The sequence below is a fragment of the Rugamonas violacea genome (genome assembly GCF_016461825.1).
Taxonomy (GTDB): domain Bacteria; phylum Pseudomonadota; class Gammaproteobacteria; order Burkholderiales; family Burkholderiaceae_D; genus Rugamonas.
Genome location: NZ_JAEMNU010000008.1, coordinates 61,648 through 80,739, shown reverse-complemented (window position 1 = coordinate 80,739; position 19,092 = coordinate 61,648). Strand labels below are relative to the sequence as shown.

At 68.3% G+C, this 19,092-nt stretch carries 17 protein-coding genes; 5 read left to right on the top strand and 12 right to left on the bottom strand.

Going from position 1 to position 19,092, the window contains the following annotated elements; all coding sequences use genetic code 11:
- The first annotated feature begins 356 nt into the window (after positions 1-356).
- The gene (gene paaX / locus H7U20_RS01910) at positions 357-1,301 is read left to right on the top strand and encodes a phenylacetic acid degradation operon negative regulatory protein PaaX (RefSeq protein ID WP_370593047.1); all 945 of its coding nucleotides are present in this window, start codon (positions 357-359) and stop codon (positions 1,299-1,301) included.
- Positions 1,302-1,348: 47 nt separating this feature from the next.
- Here the strand turns inward: paaX and H7U20_RS01905 are convergent, their stop codons facing one another.
- Positions 1,349-1,603, bottom strand: coding sequence for a hypothetical protein (locus tag H7U20_RS01905; protein WP_199517922.1), 255 nt, complete (start codon positions 1,601-1,603; stop codon positions 1,349-1,351).
- A gap of 185 nt (positions 1,604-1,788) precedes the next feature.
- A complete protein-coding gene (locus H7U20_RS01900) occupies positions 1,789-2,874 on the bottom strand; it encodes a TRAP transporter substrate-binding protein (protein WP_199517921.1) in 1,086 nt (361 codons plus the stop codon).
- 202 nt (positions 2,875-3,076) lie between these two features.
- Here H7U20_RS01900 and H7U20_RS01895 point away from each other — a divergent pair, with 202 nt between their 5' ends.
- Both H7U20_RS01895 and H7U20_RS01890 read left to right on the top strand, forming a co-directional pair.
- Positions 3,077-4,201, top strand: coding sequence for a M14 family metallopeptidase (locus H7U20_RS01895; RefSeq protein WP_199517920.1), 1,125 nt, complete (start codon positions 3,077-3,079; stop codon positions 4,199-4,201).
- 163 nt (positions 4,202-4,364) lie between these two features.
- Positions 4,365-4,823, top strand: a complete 459-nt coding sequence (locus H7U20_RS01890) for an outer membrane lipoprotein (protein WP_199517919.1) — start codon at positions 4,365-4,367, stop codon at positions 4,821-4,823.
- Positions 4,824-4,857: 34 nt separating this feature from the next.
- Here the strand turns inward: H7U20_RS01890 and H7U20_RS30625 are convergent, their stop codons facing one another.
- Positions 4,858-4,992: a hypothetical protein gene (locus H7U20_RS30625; protein WP_255522423.1), complete on the bottom strand. Its 135-nt coding sequence runs from the start codon at positions 4,990-4,992 to the stop codon at positions 4,858-4,860.
- A gap of 186 nt (positions 4,993-5,178) precedes the next feature.
- Here H7U20_RS30625 and H7U20_RS01885 point away from each other — a divergent pair, with 186 nt between their 5' ends.
- Complete coding sequence (locus tag H7U20_RS01885; RefSeq protein WP_199517944.1) at positions 5,179-6,105, top strand: DMT family transporter; 927 nt, start codon at positions 5,179-5,181, stop codon at positions 6,103-6,105.
- A gap of 188 nt (positions 6,106-6,293) precedes the next feature.
- On the opposite strand, the gene H7U20_RS01880 is transcribed toward H7U20_RS01885, so the two are convergent.
- Positions 6,294-6,578 carry a hypothetical protein gene (locus tag H7U20_RS01880; RefSeq protein WP_199517918.1) on the bottom strand — a complete coding sequence of 95 codons (285 nt, stop codon included), beginning with the start codon at positions 6,576-6,578 and terminating at the stop codon, positions 6,294-6,296.
- A 71-nt stretch (positions 6,579-6,649) separates the two neighbouring features.
- Between H7U20_RS01880 and H7U20_RS01875 the strand changes: the two genes are divergently transcribed.
- A complete protein-coding gene (locus tag H7U20_RS01875) occupies positions 6,650-6,826 on the top strand; it encodes a hypothetical protein (protein ID WP_199517917.1) in 177 nt (58 codons plus the stop codon).
- A gap of 16 nt (positions 6,827-6,842) precedes the next feature.
- Here H7U20_RS01875 and H7U20_RS01870 read toward each other — a convergent pair whose 3' ends face one another.
- The 8 genes from H7U20_RS01870 to hutU form a co-directional block, all read right to left on the bottom strand.
- Positions 6,843-8,453, bottom strand: a complete 1,611-nt coding sequence (locus H7U20_RS01870; RefSeq protein ID WP_199517943.1) for a glycine betaine ABC transporter substrate-binding protein — start codon at positions 8,451-8,453, stop codon at positions 6,843-6,845.
- A 281-nt stretch (positions 8,454-8,734) separates the two neighbouring features.
- Entirely contained in the window at positions 8,735-11,422 is a 2,688-nt protein-coding gene (locus H7U20_RS01865) for a zinc-dependent metalloprotease (protein ID WP_199517916.1), read from the bottom strand.
- Between the two features lie 93 nt (positions 11,423-11,515).
- Positions 11,516-12,757, bottom strand: coding sequence for an imidazolonepropionase (gene hutI, locus H7U20_RS01860; RefSeq protein ID WP_199517915.1), 1,242 nt, complete (start codon positions 12,755-12,757; stop codon positions 11,516-11,518).
- A gap of 228 nt (positions 12,758-12,985) precedes the next feature.
- Positions 12,986-13,561 carry a HutD/Ves family protein gene (locus H7U20_RS01855; protein WP_199517914.1) on the bottom strand — a complete coding sequence of 192 codons (576 nt, stop codon included), beginning with the start codon at positions 13,559-13,561 and terminating at the stop codon, positions 12,986-12,988.
- The gene (locus H7U20_RS01850) at positions 13,558-14,922 is read right to left on the bottom strand and encodes a formimidoylglutamate deiminase (RefSeq protein WP_199517913.1); all 1,365 of its coding nucleotides are present in this window, start codon (positions 14,920-14,922) and stop codon (positions 13,558-13,560) included. Before H7U20_RS01850 ends, H7U20_RS01855 begins: the two co-directional genes overlap by 4 nt.
- Complete coding sequence (gene hutG, locus H7U20_RS01845) at positions 14,919-15,707, bottom strand: N-formylglutamate deformylase (protein ID WP_199517912.1); 789 nt, start codon at positions 15,705-15,707, stop codon at positions 14,919-14,921. Before hutG ends, H7U20_RS01850 begins: the two co-directional genes overlap by 4 nt.
- Positions 15,708-15,736: 29 nt before the next feature.
- Entirely contained in the window at positions 15,737-17,299 is a 1,563-nt protein-coding gene (gene hutH / locus H7U20_RS01840) for a histidine ammonia-lyase (RefSeq protein ID WP_199517911.1), read from the bottom strand.
- A gap of 55 nt (positions 17,300-17,354) precedes the next feature.
- Positions 17,355-19,067: a urocanate hydratase gene (hutU, locus tag H7U20_RS01835; protein ID WP_199517910.1), complete on the bottom strand. Its 1,713-nt coding sequence runs from the start codon at positions 19,065-19,067 to the stop codon at positions 17,355-17,357.
- Positions 19,068-19,092 lie beyond the last annotated feature (25 nt).

The following is a 19,092-nucleotide window of genomic DNA, read 5'->3' as shown; positions in this document are numbered from 1 at the left end:
CGCCTGGAAGGCGCGCTCCTCGGCGCCCATGTCATCGAGGGAACGAACGTTCTTGAGGCCGGTTTCCACCATCTGTGCGTACATGTTTGTCTCCAAGTGCGATGGATTCATAATACGATACAAAATTCGCTTTGACTACGGAATTTATGTGTCAGATTTAGATTCCGTATCTTATTCGGCGTCCAATACCGTGTTCGGCGGCGTTTTGGCGCCGCCGGGCGGGCGGGCGCGCCGCGTTGCCACGCCGTTTGTTGCGGGGAAACTAAAAATTTATGCTGCGCCGAAGCCGTGGCAAAGTAAACTCCTGCTTTTGCCCATGGTTGAGAACCGCCGGGTTTTTTGCCAAAATGAAAAATATGACCTGCAACGACTGGATCGCCCACTTCCTCGCCAACGACCCGCCGCGCTCGAAATCGCTGGTGGTGACCATCTTCGGCGACGCCATCGTGCCGCACGGCGGCATGGTCTGGCTGGGCAGCCTGATCAACCTGCTCGAACCCTTCGGCGTCAACGACCGCCTGCTGCGCACCTCGGTGTTCCGCCTGGCCCAGGAAGGCTGGCTGGGCGCGCAGCGCGACGGCCGGCGCAGCTCCTACTCGATCACGCCGGCGGCGATGGCCCGTTTCAGCCGCGCCTACCAACGCATCTACGCGCCGCTGAGCCGGCACTGGGACGGCAGTTGGACCTTGGTGCTGAGCGGGGCCGGCAACATCAGCGCGGCCGAGCGGGCGGCGCTGCGCAAGGAGTTGTTGTGGGAGGGATATAGCCTGGCCGCGCCCGGCGTGTTCAGCCATCCGGCGGCGGACGCCCAGGTGTTGCAGCAATTGCTGACGCGCACGGGCGTCAAGGACAAGCTGTTCGTCTGCCAGGCCGGCGCCCTGCCCGAGGCCGGCGGCCGGCCGCTGCGCGAGTTGGTCGAGGACGGTTGGGATTTGTCCGGCGTGGTGCGCGGCTACGAGGGGTTCATGGCCCAGTTCGAGCCGTTGCTGGCGCTGTTAAAGGAGGCGGCGGCACTGGCGCTGTTAAAGGAGGCGGCGGCGCTGGCGCCGCAGCAGGCCTTCATCATCCGCAGCCTGCTGATCCACGCCTACCGCCGGGTTCAGCTGCACGATCCGCAATTGCCGGTCGAGCTGCTGCCGGCGCCGTGGCCGGGCGCCCAGGCCTACGAGCTGGCGCGCGCCATCTACCAGCTCAGCTATGCGCCCGCCGAGCAATACATCATGGCCACGCTGCGCCGCGAGGACGAGCAGGCGGCCGAGGCGGACGCGTCGTTCTACGAGCGCTTCGGCGGCCTGCACTAGTCTTGCGTGGCGCGGCACAGCGGCCGCCGCGCCCGACCTTCCACTGGCTATTTCTGCACCACCTGTTTGGCGCCGGCCAGCAGGTCATTGCCCAGTTTTTCCAGCAGCCCCACCTGGGTCTGCATCGAGTCGAGGATGGCGACGTTGAAGATGAACTCGGCCGGCGTCGTGTAGCCGGGGAAGCGTATGATTTTCAGTAACTCGTGCAAGCTGGTGCCCTTGCCCAGATGGGCCAAGGCGTCGCTGAGCGCGGTGATTTTTTTCTCCAGTTCTTTGATGTGGTTATCGCCTTTAGGATCCATTGCCGTCTCCTGTTGAGTAAGTTAAGTAAGAAAGCAGCGGCGCGGGATCGCGCAGCCACTACCAACTTAGCAAAGCCAAGGCGACAATGTTAGGTTTACTTCAATTGTGCGCGACTTTCACCCCGCTCGAAAACTTGACTTTCGCCGCGTTCCGGCGGGCGGGCCGGGCCGTGCCGTGCGGCCGGCTATTTGCGCCCGATGCTGATCAGATAGTTCTGCATCGTCGCCTCGGCCACCGAGGCCCACTGGTTCTGGTCGTGGCGGAAGCGTTTCCACGGCTCGTAGATCTTCTTGAACTTGGCGTTCCTGGCGGCCTCTTCCTCCATGACGATGGTCGAGGTCTTGTAGGCCTCGTCCATGATCTCCTTGGAGAAATTGTGCAGCTTGACGCCGTTCTTCATCAGGCGCGCCAACGCGGCCGGATTCTTGGCGTCGTACTCGGCCTGCATCACCACGTGGCACTCGTAACTGGCCGCCTCGATCGCCGCCTGGTATTCCTTGGGCAGCTTTTCCCACTCCTTGATGTTGATATAAAACGACAGTTGCGGCCCGGCCTCCCACCAACCGGGCGAATAATAGTGCGGCGCGACCTTGGCCAGGCCCAACTTTTCGTCGTCGTAGGGGCCGACCCACTCGGCCGCGTCGATGGTGCCCTTCTCCAGCGCGGCGTAGACGTCGCCGGCGGGGATCTGTTGCGGCACCACGCCCATGCGCTCCATCACGCGGCCGGCGAAACCGGCGACGCGCATCTTCAGGCCCTTCAGGTCGGCGACCGACTTGATTTCCTTGCGGTACCAGCCGCCCATCTGCGTGCCGGTGTTGCCGGCCAGGAAGTTGACGATGCCGTAGCCCTTGAAGAATTCGCGCGTCAGCTCGCGGCCGCCGCCCTGGTCCATCCACGCCGTTTGCTGGCGCGAGGTCAGGCCGAAGGGCACGGCGCAGTCGAAGGCGAAGGTGGGATCCTTGCCGAAGTAGTAGTAGGACGGCGTGTGGCCCATCTCCACGGTGCCGGCCTGGACGGCGTCGAGCACTTGCAGGCCGGGGACGATCTCGCCGGCGGCGAAGGGACGGATGACGAACTTGCCGCCGGTCAGCTCGGCGACCCGCTTGACGAACTTGTCGCAGGCGCCAAAGATGGTGTCGAGGGTCTTGGGGAAGCTGGAGGCCAGGCGCCAGTTGACGGCGGGCAGGGCCTGCGCCAAGGCCGGCGCGGCCAGCGCGGCGGCCGACGCGCCCACGGCGGATTTTTTCAGGAAGGAACGACGTTCCATGTGTAAGTCTCCAAAGAATTATTCGTTTGAAAAACACTGGCCGGGACAAGCCGGCCATCGACGCCGTGCCAGTGTAGAGGCAGATTGACAAGCTTGCAATGACCACATGGCGCGCGGCCGGGCTTGCCGAAGTAGTATCATGGCGGCATGCGCCACAAGCGCAAACCATGCTATTTACATTGAATTCAACAGGAATCAAGCAATGTCCATCAAAATCAGCCATCAATTCGACGCCGGCGCCATCGAGGTGCTGCGCGCGGAAGACCCGTCCGCGATCGAGCTCAACATCCGCAAGGACTCGCACGCCGACATCGTCCAATGGTTCTATTTCCGCGTGCAGGGCGCCCGGGCGACCCCGCTGAACATGCGCTTCCTCAACGCCGGCTCCTCCGCCTACCCGGACGGCTGGATCGACTACCAGGCCGTGGCCAGCTACGACCGCGAAACCTGGTTCCGCGTGCCGACCAGCTACGACGGCAAGGTGATGACCATCGAACACGCGCCGGAATTCGACAGCGTCTACTACGCCTACTTCGAGCCGTACTCGTGGGAACGCCACCTGGCCCTGCTCGACAGCGCGCAACTGTCGCCGCTGGTCAAGCAGGTCGACCTGGGCAGCACCGTCGAGGGCCGCGACCTGAACCTGCTGGTGATCGGCGATCCGGACAGCGCGAAGAAGGTCTGGGTCATCGCCCGCCAGCACCCGGGCGAGACGATGGCCGAGTGGTTCGTCGAAGGCATGGTCGAGGCCCTGCTCGATCCGGCCAACCCGTTCGGCCGCCAGTGCCTGAACGAGGCGGTGTTCTATGTGGTGCCGAACATGAACCCGGACGGCTCGGTGCGCGGCAACCTGCGCACCAACGCGGCCGGCGCCAACCTGAACCGTGAATGGATGACGCCGACCATGGCGCGCAGCCCGGAGGTGTTCCTGGTCAAGCAGAAGATGCACGAGATCGGTTGCGACCTGTTCCTCGACATCCACGGCGACGAGGGTCTGCCGTATGTGTTCGTGGCCGGCAGCGAGTCGCTGGAAACCTTCGGCGCCGCCCAGGCCGCCGAGCAGCAGCGCTTCGTCGACGACTTCAAGGTGGCCAGCCCGGACTTCCAGGATGTGCATGGCTACGGCGTCACGCCGTTCACGCCGGAAACCCTGACCATGGGTTCGCCGCACATCACCCACGCCTTCGGCTGCCTGTCGCTGACCCTGGAGATGCCGTTCAAGGACAACGCCAACGATCCCGATCCGGAGGCCGGCTGGAGCGGTCCGCGCAGCGTCGAGCTGGGCAAGGCCATCCTGCAACCGGTGCTGCGGTCGCTGCTGGCCTAAGCGCCGCCGGCGCCCGGCCTGTTCAGACTGTGGCGCCGTAACAGATACTTACCACTTTGAAGTAGTTGCCAAATCGAAATTACTTTATGCTGGGAAGAGTCGCCGCTGGCTATCGATGCGCAGCGGGGCACCACCGCCCTTCCCACACTTTTTGGAGTCCCGCATGAAATCCCTGCTTAGCCTCAGCCTTATCGCCGCCGTCACCGTCACCTTGGGCGGCTGCGTCGTCGCGCCCAATTCCGGCAGCGTCTACTCGGCGCGCCAGGCGCAGAACGAACAAACCGTGCGCATGGGCACGGTCGAATCGGTGCGCGAGGTGAGCATCGACAAGGGCAACTCCGGCACCGGCACGCTGAGCGGCGCCGCGCTGGGCGGCCTGGCCGGCGCGGCCGTGGGCGGCGGCAGGGGTTCCATCGCCACCGGCATCGTCGGCGCGGTGGCCGGCGGCATGATCGGCAACAAGGTCGAGTCCGACATCAGCAAGGGCAAAGGCATCGAAATCACCGTGCGCCTCGACAACGGCGACCTGCGCGCCATCGTGCAGGACGCCGACGAGGCCTTCCGCGCCGGCGAGCGCGTGCGCCTGTTGTCCGACGGCCGCAAGACCCGCGTCAGCCACTAGGCCGCGCCGGTATCGAGCCGGCGCCGGCGCCGGCTCAATTGTGCGCGACGATCTGGAAGGCCGGCGGCAACGACGCCGCCGCGTCTTCGGCCAGCCACACCACCAGCGCCGTGCTCATCACCACATGGGCCAACAGGCTGGCGACCCGGATTCCCAGTTTGATCGACATATTCTTGCTCCACGTTTCGTTTCATTAGTTTTTCATAATACTTTCAATTTAAACAATTCGCCGACGATCACCCGCGCGCCTGCGCGGCGTCAAGTCCGGCCGTTGCAGCCATGCCAATCAAGATGCCCGTGAGAAATTTCGACGGCCGCCGCCACGCGGCCCGGCGATCTCCCGTATACTTGCATGATGTCATCTCCCCTCCTCTTCCTCACCGCCTGCCTGATCTGGGGCTCGACCTTTTTCGCCATCACGCTGCAACTGGGCGAAGTCGCGCCGGCCGTCTCGGTGGCCTACCGCTTCGGCCTGGCCGCCGCCGTCCTGTTCGCCTGGTGCCGCCTGCGCGGCGACCGCCTGCTGCTGCCCTGGCGCGTGCAGCGCTGGCTGCTGCTGCAGGGCGGCGCCACCTTCGCGCTCAGCTATATCTGCACCTATAGTTCCGAGCAATACCTGGTCTCCGGCATGGTCGGCGTGCTGTTCGCCTTGATGGTGTTCTGGAATCCGATCTGCAGCCGCATCGCCTTCGGCACGGTGCTGACCTGGCGCACCTGGTGCGCCGCCGCGCTGGCGCTGTGCGGCGTGGTCCTGCTGTTCCTGCGCGCGCTCGAGTCGGCCTGGCGCGAGATGGGCAACGGCGGCGGTCACTTCCTGCTGGGCTTGGGCTTGGCGCTGTTGGCCACCTTCGCCAGCTCGGTCGGCAACGTGCTGGTGGTCAAGGTGCGCGAGCAATCCTCGAACGTGTTGCTGACCATGGCCTGGGCCATGCTGTGGGGTGCGCTGATGGTGGCGGCCTGGGCCTTGCTGATGGGCCAGCCCTTCGTGCTGCCGAGCTCGCTTCGTTACTGGGCCGGCCTGCTCTACCTGGCCGTGTTCGGCTCGGTGATCGCCTTCGCCGCCTACTTCACGCTGATCCACCGCATCGGCGCGCACAAGGCGGTGTATGTCGTCGTCGTCACGCCGGTGATCTCGGTGCTGCTGTCGATCCAGCTGGAGCACTACCGGCCCGGCCTGACGGAGCTGGCCGGCATGGTGCTGTGCCTGTCCAGCGTGGCCTGGGCTTTGCAACCCGACCGTCCGGCAGCGGTCGCCGGGCTCAAGCTTGAAAGCGCCACCTAGACGACGGACAAAAAAAACCCCACGGGCGCCGGGCGCCTCGTGGGTGTAAGCCCTTGTCAGTGGGAGGGGAGATGAATCAACGGCCCCACTATAGCGCCGCCATCGATGGAAATCCCGCCCCCTTACATTTCCTTACGCCCGCTGACAGCTGCTTACACTCGGGCGGCCGACAGGCGCAAGACATATCCTCAATGGCGCCGCGCCACCAAGCCGCCATGCATGCCGACCTGCTCCGGCGGACCGGCGCATTCCACCGCGCGCCGCGCGCGCCAGCGCCAGCCCCATACCGCCACGGCGGCCCCCGATAATAGTGCGATTGCCAGCATGCGATTACCCTCCTGTGCGAAGCGCCTGTCGGCGCGGACCAAAAAAGCAGCATGACATCTGGCGCGGCGGACGCCTTGCGCTGGCACAAAGGTTCGGCGCGCCGGGTCGGCGATGAAGCGCGGCAACTCGGCTTTCGGAACGTCCATTGATTCAGCGCAAAATGAAGGACCGGCGCGCTCGCAAAATGAACGAAACCACACCGTCCCGGAGAGCCATCATGACCAAGCTGTCGCCACTTGCCACCTTCGTCTACAAGGCCTACCTGCGCTCACGGCTGGACCGCTACACACGCGACCTGCAAGCCATCGCCGCCCAGCGCGAGAACGATTTCTACGCCGAGCGCATCCTGCACCGCGAAGTCATCGAGGTGCGCAGCAAGCTGCATTCGCTCTGAGCGGAGCGCGCCGGCGCTAGGCGCGGCCGGACGGCGCGCGGCCAAGCAGGCGTTCGGCCAGTTCAAAGGCGCCCTGGGTCAGCAACGCCAGCAGCGCCGCCGGGATGGCGCCGGCCAGCAGCATGTCGTTGTCGTTCAGCGCCAGGCCGATGGTGATGCGCTCGCCGTAGCCGCCGGCGCCGATGAAGGCGGCGATGGTGGCGGTGCCCACGCTCATCACGGCGGCGGTCTTGACGCCGGCCAAGATCACCGGCAGCGCCAGCGGCAGCTCGATGCGCAGCAGGCGGTCGCGCGGACGCAGGCCCAGCGCCATCGCCGCCAACCGCAGCCCGGACGGCACCTGCAGCAGGCCGGTGCAGGTGTTGCGCACGACGGGCAGCAGCGCGTAGACGAACAGCGCCACCAGCGCCGGCGCCGTGCCTATCATCCCCAACAACGGTATCAACAGGGCCAGCAGGGCCAGCGATGGCACCGTCTGCAACACGCCGACCAAGGCCAGCACCGCCTGGCGCAGACGCGGCCGGTACGCCGCCAGCACGCCCAGCGGCACACCGACGGCGCAGGCCAGCAGCACGGCCAGCACGACCAGGGTCAGGTGCTGGCGCGTCAACGGCCACAGATCACGATCGAACAATTTCGCCAGCAGGCCGGCGCGCGGCGCGGCGGCGATGGTGGCGGCCTGCGGCGCCGACGCCGACGCCGACGCCGCTGCCGCCGGATGGGCCGCCAGCCAATCGCGCGCGATGGCGGCGAAGCCTTGGCCGTCGATCTCGGCGGCCGCGTTCATGCCGATCATGTCGGCCACGCCGATGCGCCCCTCCAGTTGCAGCAGGGCGTGCCAGGCGGCCGGGAAGCGCGCCGCCGCGTCGAGCCGGTACAGCAGCACGGCGTCGTAGCGGGGGAAGTGGTGGCGGTCGTCGTCCAGCACGCGCAGGCCGTATTGGCGGATCTTGGCGTCGGTCGAATAGATGTCGATCACGTCGACCTGGCGCCGCGCCAGCGCCTCGTAGGCAATGCCGTGATCGAGGCCGGACGGGTGCTGGTGCAGGCCGTAACGCCGCACCAGGCCGGGCCAGCCATCGGCGCGGCCGATGAACTCATGCGACAAGCCGAAGCGCAACGCAGGCCGCGCCGCTAGTTCGCTCAGCGTGCGCACGTCGGCGTCGGCGCGCATGGCCAGCGCGTAGGTGTTGTTGAAGCCCAGCGGCACCGCCACGCCCAGGCCGAGCGGCAGCAACTCGCGGCGGATCTGCTCGAGCGAGGTGTCGCCCTGGTGCTTGAGGATCTCCAGATCGATGGTGCCGAGGTACTCGGGATAGACGTCGATCTTGCCGGCGCGCAGAGCCGCCAGCACGATGGCGGTGTTGCCCAGCCCCTGCAGGTGCTCGCTGCGCGCGTGGGGCGCGGCCGTCTGCGTCAGCAGCTCGCCGAGGATGTAGGATTCGGTGAAGCGCTTGGAGCCGATGTGCAGCGTGCCGGCCGGGCGCTGCGGCGCCGACGCGGCAAGCGCCGCTCCCGCCGGCGCGGCGGCATCGGCGGCATCGGCGGCGCGCGGCGCGAGCGCCAGCCAGAACAACGCCGCCAGCAGCAGGCTGGCGAATTGGCCCAGCCAGGACAGACGGGCCATGGCCTGCGGCTGGCGCGGCAAGACGGTCAAGGGCAAAACAACTGCAGTGGTGCGCACGCACTCTCCGGTTCGGATGGACAATCCCTCAGCTTACCACCGCCGACATTGCCACGCCGGCCGCCAGCAGCGGCTCGGGCGCAGACTAGCGCCACCGCGCGGCGCATGGCGCATGGCGCATGGCGCATGGCGCATGGCGCATGGCGGCGTGGCGGCGTGGCGGCGTGGCAGCATGGCAGCGGCGGCGCGGCGCGGCGCGCGGACAACCCGGGGCCGAAGCCAACTCAGGCGCCGGCGCGCAGCATGGCCGCCTTCAGCGCCTGGCCCAGCGTCTCGACGCTCTCCGACAGGTGGGCGCGGGTCTCGCGGCCGGCGGCCCTGGCCAGCGCGGCACGCAAATCGCGCTGCAACTCGATGGCGTTCTCGCGCTGCAGGCTGCGCGCGTCGGCCGGCGTCTCCGCCGAGGGCCGCAGCAGGATCGCCGTCAGCCGCTTCAAATGCTCGCGCTGCAGGTTGCGGCGCATGGTGGAAATCTCCTTGCCGCCCTTGAGCTCACTCCACACCGCCGTCTGCACCGAGGCGTACAACTCGCCCAGACTCAGTCCCTGCACGCCGTCGCCCAGCTTCTCCTGCGAGTCGAGCAGACGCGCCGCCACCTGGTCCGACAGCAGCTGGTCGAGCATCGATTTTTGCAGCGTCAGCACGCGCGCGCCGATCGACACGTCGGGCCGGCCGCGCCCCTCGAACTGGTCGGCGCCCAGCCGGCTGACCAGGGCCGGCGCGAACTTGAAGCTGTCGGCCTTGAACAGGCTGTTGGTCAGCATCGCCAGCGCGGCGCGCTGGCGCGGCAGCGGCACCGGCGTGAAGGTGGCGCGGCCGGTGCCGGCGTGGTCGCGCAGATAGGTCACGCCGCCGACGTACTTGACCACCACCGGCATGGTGCGCGAAAACTGGGCGAAGCCGAAGTCGAAGCTGCGCCGCAGCGAGGCGTAGCTCTCGCCCGGCTTGAGCTCGCGCGTCTGCACGCGGTCCCACAGCTCGCGCGACATGCTCAGCCGCTTCTGGTAATAGGCCAGCGGATCGCTGCCCAGGTCGAACACGTTGACATCGGGGTCGGAGTTGTAGCCGCCCGATTCCTGGTCGGTGCCGTAGGCCAGCAGCGGCTCGTTGGAACGGCCGGCGATGCGCGCCAGCTCGTCCTTTTCCTGCGCCGGCTCGATCGGCTTGTAGGCGTACTCGATGGCCCAGTAGTCATAGGGGCCGAGCGCCGAGGCGACGTAATCGCCCTGCGGCTCGCCCTTGAGCGCCAGGTTGAACGGCGTGTAGTCCATCACCGAGCCGCTCAGGCCGTGCAGCCTGGTGAAGGCCGGGTCCTGCAACTGCTGCATGCTGTAGATGGTCGACGAGCGGAAGTTGTGGCGCAGGCCCAGCGTGTGGCCGACCTCGTGCATGATGATCGAACGCACATAGGCCTGCGCCACCGCCTCGGCCTGCGGCCCGTCCATCGCCATCTCGCCGCGCGCCTCCAGCAGGCCCATGGCGAAACCCAGCTCCTGCTCGGACTCCTGCATGTAGGCGCAGCGCGCCTCGTGGCGGCCGTTCAGCGGCAAGGCCGGCAGCGCCGGGCCGTCCTCGGCCACCATGCGCCGCACACGGCGGGCGAAGACGTCGGACATGGCGATGTCGGCGTCGAGGATCTCGCCGCTGCGCGGGTCGACCTGGTGCGGTCCGATGGCGGTGCCGACGTCGCTGCCGACGTACCAGCGGATCGAGGCGTGGCGCGCGTCCATCGTGTCGAAGCGGTCCTGCTCGCCCTGCTGGCGCACCTCGATGGCGTTGGTGAAGCCGATACGCTCGAAGGCCGCGTTCCACGCCAGCACGCCGTCGCGCACGGCGGCGCGGTACTTCTCGGGGATGTTCTTGTCGAGCCAGTAGACGATGGGCTGCTTCGGTTCCGACAGCGCCAGCGCCGCATCGCGCTTCTCCAGCCGCCAACGGTCGACCACGTGGTTGGCCAAGGTCGGCTTGACGTCGTCGGAGAAGTCGTAGCTGGTGCTGACGAAGTGGCCGATGCGGTCGTCGGCCGGACGCGCATGCATCGGCTCGGCCGGCAGCGGCATGAAGCTGTAGTAGAAACCGAGGAACATGCTGCGCGGGTCGGGCAAGGTGGTCGGCGGGCCGGGCATGGCCAGCGCCGCCGCTCCCAGCGGCGGCACCGGCAGCTTGGGCACCGCGTAGTGGGCGTTGACGCTCAGGCCGGTCATCGCCTCGTCGGCGCGGATGCTGACGAAGCTGCTGTTGCGCGGGTCCGGCACGAAGGGGATGCGGAAGGCGTATTCAAGCGCGGTGGCGTAGCCGGCGATGTCGCCGAACAGCAGCGCGTTGGCTTCGATCAGCACGGCGTGGCTCTGCGGGTGGGCCGCGCTGGCCACCACCGCGTTGGCCAGCAAGCTGTCGGAGTAGCCCTGCGCCACGGCCAGCGCCTGCGGCGTGGCGCCGCGCGCGCCGTACTCGGTGTTCTTGGCGATCAGCTGCACCAGGTTGCCGATGCGGTGGAAGTAGACCACGTGGCTCTCGCCCATCTGGCTGCCGTAGATGCCGCGCTCGCCCATCCCGCTGGGCATGTTGAGCGACATGAACATCGGCCGGTCGAAGTGCTCGGGACGCAGCTCGATCCACACCTTCTCGTCTTTTTGATACAGGCCGATGAAGCCGGGAATATGCGCGGCGCCCCGGCTCACCTCGGCAAACGGTTTGGGCGCGCCGGCGGCGGCGACAGCAGCGGCCACGGCGGCGGCCTGCTGTGCCGGCGTGGCCGGCGTCGCTGTCGGCGCCGATGTCGGCGCGGGCGCGGGCACGGGCGGCGACGCCGGCGGCGGTGTGGGTTCCTGCGCCACGGCGCAGGCGCTCAGGGTCAGCAGTACGGCGAGGTGCAGGGAACTGCGGGCGACAGACAAAGGCAAGGCAGACATGGCGATCCAGGTACGAGGGCGTTTTACAAGGAAAACAACCGTAATAATGTACCTGAACGCCCGCGCCTTGGGCTGGAATTTGGAAGCTTATCTCTAAATCGCTGCGGCCGGCGCCACCTGCGGCGCCCGCGCCACGCCGCCGTTGACCACCGCGCGGCAGGGATTGAAGCCGATGGCGTAGGACAGGTCGGCCGGGCGGGCGATCTGCCACAGCGCGAAGTCGGCCCGCTTGCCCAACTCCAGGCTGCCGATCTCGCCTTGCCGGCCGAGCGCGCGGGCGGCCTGGATGGTGCAGCCGGCCAGCGCCTCGCGCGGCGTCAGGCGCCACAGAGTGCAGACCATGTTCATCGCCAGCAGCAGCGAGGTCATCGGCGAGGTGCCGGGATTGCAATCGGTCGCCACCGCCATCGCCACGCCGGCCGCGCGCAGCGCCGCCACCGGCGGCGGTGTGGTGTCGCGCAAGAAGTAGTAGGCGCCCGGCAGCAGCACCGCCACCGTGCCGGCGGCGGCCATGGCGGCCACGCCGGCCTCGCCCAGGTGTTCCAGGTGGTCGGCCGACAGGCCGCCGTAGCGCGCCACCAGCTCGGCGCCGCGCTGGTCGGACAGCTGCTCGGCGTGCAGCTTGACCGGCAGGCCGTGGCGGCGCGCCGCCGCGAACACGCGCTCGGTCTGCGCGTTGGAGAAGCCGATGCGCTCGCAGAAGGCGTCGACGGCGTCGACCAGGCCCTCGGCGGCCAGCGGCGCGAGCATGGCGCAGACCGCGTCGACGTAGTCGTCGGCACGGCCGGCGAACTCCGGCGGCAGCGCGTGGGCGCCGAGGAAGGTGGTGGCCACGCCGACCGGCAGCAGTTGGCCGATGCGGCGCGCCACGCGCAGCATCTTCGCCTCGGACTCCAGGGTCAGGCCGTAGCCGGACTTGATTTCGATGGTGGTGACACCCTCGGCCAGCAGGGCCGCCACACGCGGCAGGCTTTGCGCCAGCAGCTCCTGCTCGGACGCGGCGCGGGTGGCGCGCACGGTCGACATGATGCCGCCGCCGGCGCGGGCGATGTCCTCGTAGGTGGCGCCGTTCAGGCGCGCCTCGAACTCGTCGCTGCGGTTGCCGGCGTGGACGATGTGGCTGTGGCAGTCGATCAGGCCGGGCGTCAGCCAGCAGCCGGCGCCGTCGTGCAGGCGCGCCGCCGTGTGCGGCGGCAGCGCCGCGCGCTGGCCCAGCCAGGCGATGCGGCCGTCCTTGACGGCGACGGCGCCGTCAAGGATCTCGCCGTAGCCGTCGGCCGTGGCCATGGTGGCCAAGTGGATGTTGGTGAACAGGACGTCCCATGCTGCTGTCATAGTGCTTGCCTTGCGGTGGGTTGATCTGGTGGGTGGACTTGCGCCTCATGCGGGCTGGCGGCGGCAAAACCACCCAACGGCAAAGAGCCAGGGTCAGACCCGCCGGGTCTGACCCTAGATGGCGCCGTTGGGTTTCAATGGGCGCCGTTGGGTTTCAATGGGCGCCGCTGGATTTCAATGGGCGCCGGCGGTTTTCAACGGGCGCCGTTGGCTTGCGCCGGCGTCGCCTCAGGCGACGACAATGTCGACGACGAACACATTCGCCCGCGCCGCCGCCATGCTCCATTCCCGCTCGCCGCTGAGCAGCACGGCGTCGAAGCGCACCAGCGCGATGCACTCCTGCTCGCTGCGCAGGGTCAGGCTCTCGCCGTCGGCCAGGAACAGCAAGGTGGTGCCGCTGCGCCGCGCCAGCGCCTGCTGGCCGCGCACGCTCTGCCGTTCCAGCTTGTGGCGGCAGCGGCCGCGCCGGGTCATGACGTTGAAGTCGGTGGTCGGACCGCCGGCCACGGTGGCGTGCACCGCCTCCTCGCCGGCAAAGGAGATCACCGGGTCGCTGTCGCTCAAGACGAAACGCTCGCCGCCGAAGTCGAGCAGCACGCCGTCGCCCTCGACCAGGGCCAGGGTGCGGTCGATGGCCGGGAAGACCGAGAACGGCCCGCTCTGCGCGATGGTCGCCAGGCTGACGCGCCAGTCGAACTCGTCGAAGCCGGCGCCGGGCGGGAAGACCATGATTTCGGTGGTGCTGCCGCCGCCGTTTTTCCACGGCGCCGGACGCAGGCTGGCATATTGGATCAATTGGGTCATCGGAACTCCCTCAGTTCGGCCAGGGTTTGCTTGAAGCGCGCGGCGATGGCCTGCTGCGCCACGTGGCGGCCGTCGCGCACCGCCCACCGGCCGCCGACCATGACGTCCTTGACCAGGTTGTCGTTGCCGCTGAAGATAAAACTGCCCAGCACCTCGTCGATCTCCAGTCCGCACAGGTTCGGGTGGGCGTCGTCGAGCACGACCAGGTCGGCGCGCTTGCCCACCGCCAGCGCGCCGAGCGGCCGGCCGGAGGCCTGGGCGCCGCCCTGCAAGGCGCTTTGCCAGAGGAAGTCGCCGACGTTGCGCTGCCCGGCCGAGACGGCGATGTTGCGGCGCAGGTGCTGCAGGCGCTGGCCGTACTCCAGCCAGCGCAACTCCTCGACGGCGCTCTGCGAGATGTGGCTGTCGCTGCCGATGCCGAAGCGGCCGCCGGCGGCGAGGAAGTCCTCCAGCGGGAACAGGCCGTCGCCGAGGTTGGCCTCGGTGGTCGGACACAGCCCGGCCACGGCGCCGCTGGCGGCGATGTTGTCGACCTCGTCGCGCATCAGATGGGTGGCGTGGATCAGGCACCAGCGCTGGTCGACCTCGACCTGGTCGAGCAGCCACTGCACCGGACGGCGTCCGCTCCAGTCGACCGATTGCGCCACTTCCTGCTTCTGCTCGGCGATGTGGATGTGCACCGGCCGTTCGTCCGGCAGCGCCAGCAGCACCTCGTTGATCTGCGCCACCGAGGCGGCGCGCAAGGAGTGCGGCGCCACGCCGACCTCGGTCTGCTGGTCGCGCAGCGGTTCGAGCGCCTCGACGATGCGCAGCACGTCGTCCGGATTGGTGCGGAAGCGCTGCTGCTCCGGCTTGAGCGCGCTCTCGCCGAAGCCGGAATAACTGTACAGCACCGGCAGCATGGTGACGCCGATGCCGGCCAGGCGCGCCGCCGCGACGACCCGCTCGGCCGTCTCGGCCGGACGCGGATACATGCCGCCGTCCGGCGCGCGCTGGACGTAATGGAATTCGCAGACCGCCGTGTAGCCGTGGCGCAGGCACTCGGAGAACAGCTGGGCGGCGATCGCCTCGATGTGCTCGGGCGTGATGTTGCGGGCGAAGCGGTACATCAGGTCGCGCCAGGTCCAGAAGCTGTCCGGGCCGTCGCCGGCCTTCTCGGTGCGGCCGCCCAGCGCCCGCTGGAAGCTGTGCGAATGCAGGTTGACCATGCCGGGCAGCGCGTACTGCGCCGTCTCGACGCCGGCCGGCGGGAGCGCGCCGACGCCCACGCCGGTCAGGTCGCCGCTGGCGTCCCATTCGAGCAGCACGTCGCGCCGCCAACCTTCCGGCAGCAGGGCGTGGCGGGCGAACAGGCGGCTCATCGGCGCGCCCAATCGGCGCCGGCGCGCAGCATGGTCGCCAGCAGCGGCTGGATTTGCTGCGCCAGGTCGGCGCGGTAGCCGAACGGCGCCTGCTCGTCCATGTAGGTGGACTGGCACATCTCCAGCTGGATGGCGTGCACGCCCGACTGCGGCTGGCCGTAGTGGCGGGTGATGTGGCCGCCCTTGAAGCGGCCGTTGACGGCCACCGTGTAGCGCTCCTGCGCCAGCGCCGACTCGACCACGGCGGCGCGCAGGCCGTCGTCGCAGCTCTTGCCGTCGGCGCTGCCGAAGTTCAGGTCGGGCAGCTTGCCCTCGAAGAAGCGCGGCACCTGCGAGGCGATCGAATGGGCGTCCCACAGCACCACGCTGCCGTGCAGCGCCAGCAGGCGGTCCAACTCGGCGCGCAGCTGGCGGTGGTAGGGTTCCCAGTACAGCGGCAGGCGGCGCAAGGCCTCCTGCTCGTCGGGCTGGTAGCCGCCGGCGTACAGCGGCTGGCGGTGGAAGGTGTCGACCGGGCACAGGCCGGTGGTGTCCTGGCCCGGGTAGAGGTTGGTGTTCTCCGGCGGCCGGTTCAGGTCGATCACATAGCGCGACCAGCGCGCCGACAAGGTCGACGCGCCCATCTGTTCGAGGAAGCCGTACAACCGCACCAAATGCCAGTCGGTGTCGGCCTTCTCGGCGGCGGCCGGCGTCATGCGCGCGGCGATGTCGGCGGGGATCTCGGTGCCCACGTGGGGCATCGAGACCAGCAAAGGAATACTGCCTGCTTTGAAATGGAAGTCCATCTGATCGTTCCCTGAATCCGGGCCGCTGCTTACGGGTGCAGCGGCGTGAACAAACTCTTGCACGAGGCGCTCAACTCGCCCTTCAGCACCATCTGCTTGGCCGCCTCGATGTCCGGCGCGAAGAAGCGGTCGGCGTCGAAGAAGGGCACGTCCTTGCGCAGCTGGGCGTGGACGTGCTCCAGCTGCGGCGAGGTTTTCAGCGGACGGTGGAAGTCGATGCCCTGGGCGGCGGCCAGCAACTCGATACCGACGATGACAGCCGTATTGTGCGCCATATCGTCCAGACGGCGCGCCGCGAAGGTGGCCATGCTGACATGGTCCTCCTGGTTGGCCGAGGTCGGGATCGAGTCGACGCTGGCCGGATGGGCCAGCGACTTGTTCTCCGAGGCCAGCGCGGCGGCGGTGACGTGGGCGATCATGAAGCCGGAATTGACGCCCGGGTCGCGCACCAGGAAGGGCGGCAGGCCCGACAAGGTGGCGTCGATCAGCAGCGCGATGCGGCGCTCGGAGATGCTGCCGATTTCGGCGATGGCCAGCGCCAGCGTGTCGGCGGCGAAGGCCACCGGCTCGGCGTGGAAATTACCGCCCGAGACGATCTGCGCCAGGCCGCCGGCGGCGTCCGGGAAGATCAGCGGATTGTCGGTGACGGCGTTGGCCTCGATCAGCAGGGTGCGCGCGGCGTTGCCGATCAGGTCCATGCAGGCGCCCATCACCTGCGGCTGGCAGCGCAGGCAGTACGGGTCTTGCACGCGCTCGTCGCCGACCAGGTGCGAGGCGCGGATCGCGCTGTCGCTGACCAGCTCGCGGTAGATGGCGGCGGCGGCGATCTGGCCCGGCTGGCCGCGCACCTCGTGGACGCGGGCGTCGAACGGCGAATCGCTGCCCTTGGCGGCGTCGATCGACAGCGCGCCGGTGACCATGCCGGCCTCCAGCAGGCGCTCGGCCATGAACAGGCCGTGCAGCGCCAGCGCGGTCGACACCTGGGTGCCGTTGATCAGCGCCAGGCCCTCCTTGGCGGCCAGCACCACCGGCGCGATGCCGGCGGCCTTCAGCGCGTCGCTGGCCTGCAGCAGCTCGCCGTTGACGCGCACTTCGCCCACGCCCAGCATGGCCAGCGTCATGTGCGACAGCGGCGCCAGGTCGCCCGAGGCGCCGACCGAACCCTTGGCCGGGATGGCCGGCATGATGCCGGCGTTGTACAGCGCGATCAGGGTGTCGACGATCAGCGGACGCACGCCGGAGAAGCCGCGCGCCAGCGAGCCGATCTTCATCAACAGGATCAGGCGCACGACGGCGTCCGACACCAGCGCGCCGGTGCCGACCGAGTGCGACAGGATCAGGTTGCGCTGCAGCTGTTCCAGCTTTTCGTCCGGGATGCGGGTCTTGGCCAGCAGGCCGAAACCGGTGTTGATGCCGTAGGCGGCGTCGCCCTTGGCGACGATGGCCTGCACGGCGGCGGCCGAGGCCTCGATCACCGGATAGGCTTCGGCGGCCAGCGCCAGCTTGCCGTCCGACGCCCACACGGCGCGCAGTTCGGACAGGCTCATCTTGCCCGGCAGGAGGGTCAGGGTGTTGTGCTTAGCTTGTGTCATGCGTAGGGTCTCGATTCTATTTGGTGGTGACTTGATCATTGGTGGAGCGGAGGTCCTACGGGAGCATAGGCAGGTTCAGGTGGTTGCGCTTGGCGCAGGCCACCGCCGTCTCGTAGCCCGCGTCGGCGTGGCGCATCACGCCCGAGCCGCTGTCGTTGACCAGCACGCGCGCCAGGCGCTTGGCCGCCGCGTCGGTGCCGTCGGCGACGATCACCACGCCGGAGTGCTGCGAGTATCCCATGCCGACGCCGCCGCCGTGGTGCAGCGAGACCCAGGTGGCGCCGCCGGCGGTGTTGAGCAGCGCGTTCAGCAGCGGCCAGTCGGAGACCGCGTCGGTGCCGTCCTTCATGCTCTCGGTCTCGCGGTTCGGGCTGGCCACCGAGCCGGTGTCCAGGTGGTCGCGGCCGATGACGATAGGCGCCTTCAGCTCGCCGTTGCGCACCATCTCGTTGAAGGCCAGGCCGGCGATGTGGCGTTCGCCCAGTCCCAGCCAGCAGATGCGCGCCGGCAGGCCCTGGAAGGCGATGCGCTCGCGCGCCATGTCGAGCCAGTGGTGCACCTGCGTATGCTGCGGGAACAGCTCCTTGATCTTGGCGTCGGTCTTGTAGATGTCCTCCGGATCGCCCGACAGCGCCACCCAGCGGAACGGGCCGCGGCCCTCGCAGAACTGGGGACGGATGTAGGCCGGCACGAAGCCGGGGAAGTCGAAGGCCTTGGCGACGCCGTGGTCGAGGGCGACCTGGCGGATGTTGTTGCCGTAGTCGACCACCTTGGCGCCCAGCGCCTGGAAGTCCAGCATCGCCTGCACGTGCACGGCGCAGGACTCGGTGGCGGCGGCGGTCAGGGCGGCGTGGCGCGCGCTGTCGTGCTGCGCCGCCTTCCAGTCGGCCACGCTCCAGCCGATCGGCAGGTAGCCGTTGATCAGGTCGTGCGCCGAGGTCTGGTCGGTCACCATGTCGGGCACCACGCCGCCGGCCTTGGCGCGCTTGACCAGCTCGGGCAGCACCTCGGCGGCGTTGCCCAGCAGGCCGATGGAGATGGCGTCGCCGGCCGCCTTGTGGTGCTTGATCAGCTCGATCGCCTCGTCGATGCTGGCGGCCTGCTTGTCGAGGTAGCGGGTGCGCAGGCGGAAGTCGATGCTGCTCTGCTGGCACTCGATGGTCAGCGACACGGCGCCGGCCATGGTGGCGGCCAGCGGTTGCGCGCCGCCCATGCCGCCCAGGCCGGCGGTGAGCACCCAGCGGCCCTTGAGGTCGCCGCCGAAGTGCTGGCGGCCGGCCTCGGCGAAGGTCTCGTAGGTGCCCTGGACGATGCCCTGGGTGCCGATGTAGATCCAGCTGCCGGCCGTCATCTGGCCGTACATGAACAGGCCTTGACGGTCGAGTTCATTGAAGTGCTCCCAGTTGGCCCATTTCGGCACCAGGTTGGAATTGGCGATCAGCACGCGCGGCGCGTCGGCGTGGGTCTGGAACACGCCGACCGGCTTGCCCGACTGGATCAGCAGGGTCTGGTCTTCTTCCAGCTCGCGCAGCGAGGCGAGGATCTGGTCGTAGCAGGCCCAGTTGCGGGCGGCGCGGCCGATGCCGCCGTACACCACCAGATGCTTGGGATTCTCCGCCACTTCCTTGTCCAGATTGTTCTGGATCATGCGGTAGGCCGCCTCGGCGCCCCAGTTCTTGCAGCTCAGTTCGGGGCCGCGCGGGGCGCGGATGTCGCGGCTGGCGTCAAAACGTGGATCGTTGTCCAGGCTGCTCGAAGGGATGGTCATGGTGGCTCCTCAGGTTGGTGGGGCG

Coding starts and splice junctions, on each gene's coding strand:
- H7U20_RS01895 (WP_199517920.1), top strand. CDS start 3,077: ATGTCCATCAAAATCAGCCATCAATTCGACGCCGGCGCCATCGAGGTG.
- H7U20_RS01900 (WP_199517921.1), bottom strand. CDS start 2,874: ATGGAACGTCGTTCCTTCCTGAAAAAATCCGCCGTGGGCGCGTCGGCC.
- H7U20_RS01855 (WP_199517914.1), bottom strand. CDS start 13,561: ATGACCCAATTGATCCAATATGCCAGCCTGCGTCCGGCGCCGTGGAAA.
- hutG (WP_199517912.1), bottom strand. CDS start 15,707: ATGGACTTCCATTTCAAAGCAGGCAGTATTCCTTTGCTGGTCTCGATG.
- hutH (WP_199517911.1), bottom strand. CDS start 17,299: ATGACACAAGCTAAGCACAACACCCTGACCCTCCTGCCGGGCAAGATG.
- H7U20_RS01890 (WP_199517919.1), top strand. CDS start 4,365: ATGAAATCCCTGCTTAGCCTCAGCCTTATCGCCGCCGTCACCGTCACC.
- H7U20_RS01870 (WP_199517943.1), bottom strand. CDS start 8,453: ATGGCCCGTCTGTCCTGGCTGGGCCAATTCGCCAGCCTGCTGCTGGCG.
- H7U20_RS30625 (WP_255522423.1), bottom strand. CDS start 4,992: ATGTCGATCAAACTGGGAATCCGGGTCGCCAGCCTGTTGGCCCATGTG.
- H7U20_RS01850 (WP_199517913.1), bottom strand. CDS start 14,922: ATGAGCCGCCTGTTCGCCCGCCACGCCCTGCTGCCGGAAGGTTGGCGG.
- H7U20_RS01865 (WP_199517916.1), bottom strand. CDS start 11,422: ATGTCTGCCTTGCCTTTGTCTGTCGCCCGCAGTTCCCTGCACCTCGCC.
- H7U20_RS01905 (WP_199517922.1), bottom strand. CDS start 1,603: ATGGATCCTAAAGGCGATAACCACATCAAAGAACTGGAGAAAAAAATC.
- paaX (WP_370593047.1), top strand. CDS start 357: ATGACCTGCAACGACTGGATCGCCCACTTCCTCGCCAACGACCCGCCG.
- H7U20_RS01875 (WP_199517917.1), top strand. CDS start 6,650: ATGACCAAGCTGTCGCCACTTGCCACCTTCGTCTACAAGGCCTACCTG.
- H7U20_RS01880 (WP_199517918.1), bottom strand. CDS start 6,578: ATGGACGTTCCGAAAGCCGAGTTGCCGCGCTTCATCGCCGACCCGGCG.
- hutI (WP_199517915.1), bottom strand. CDS start 12,757: ATGACAGCAGCATGGGACGTCCTGTTCACCAACATCCACTTGGCCACC.
- H7U20_RS01885 (WP_199517944.1), top strand. CDS start 5,179: ATGTCATCTCCCCTCCTCTTCCTCACCGCCTGCCTGATCTGGGGCTCG.
- hutU (WP_199517910.1), bottom strand. CDS start 19,067: ATGACCATCCCTTCGAGCAGCCTGGACAACGATCCACGTTTTGACGCC.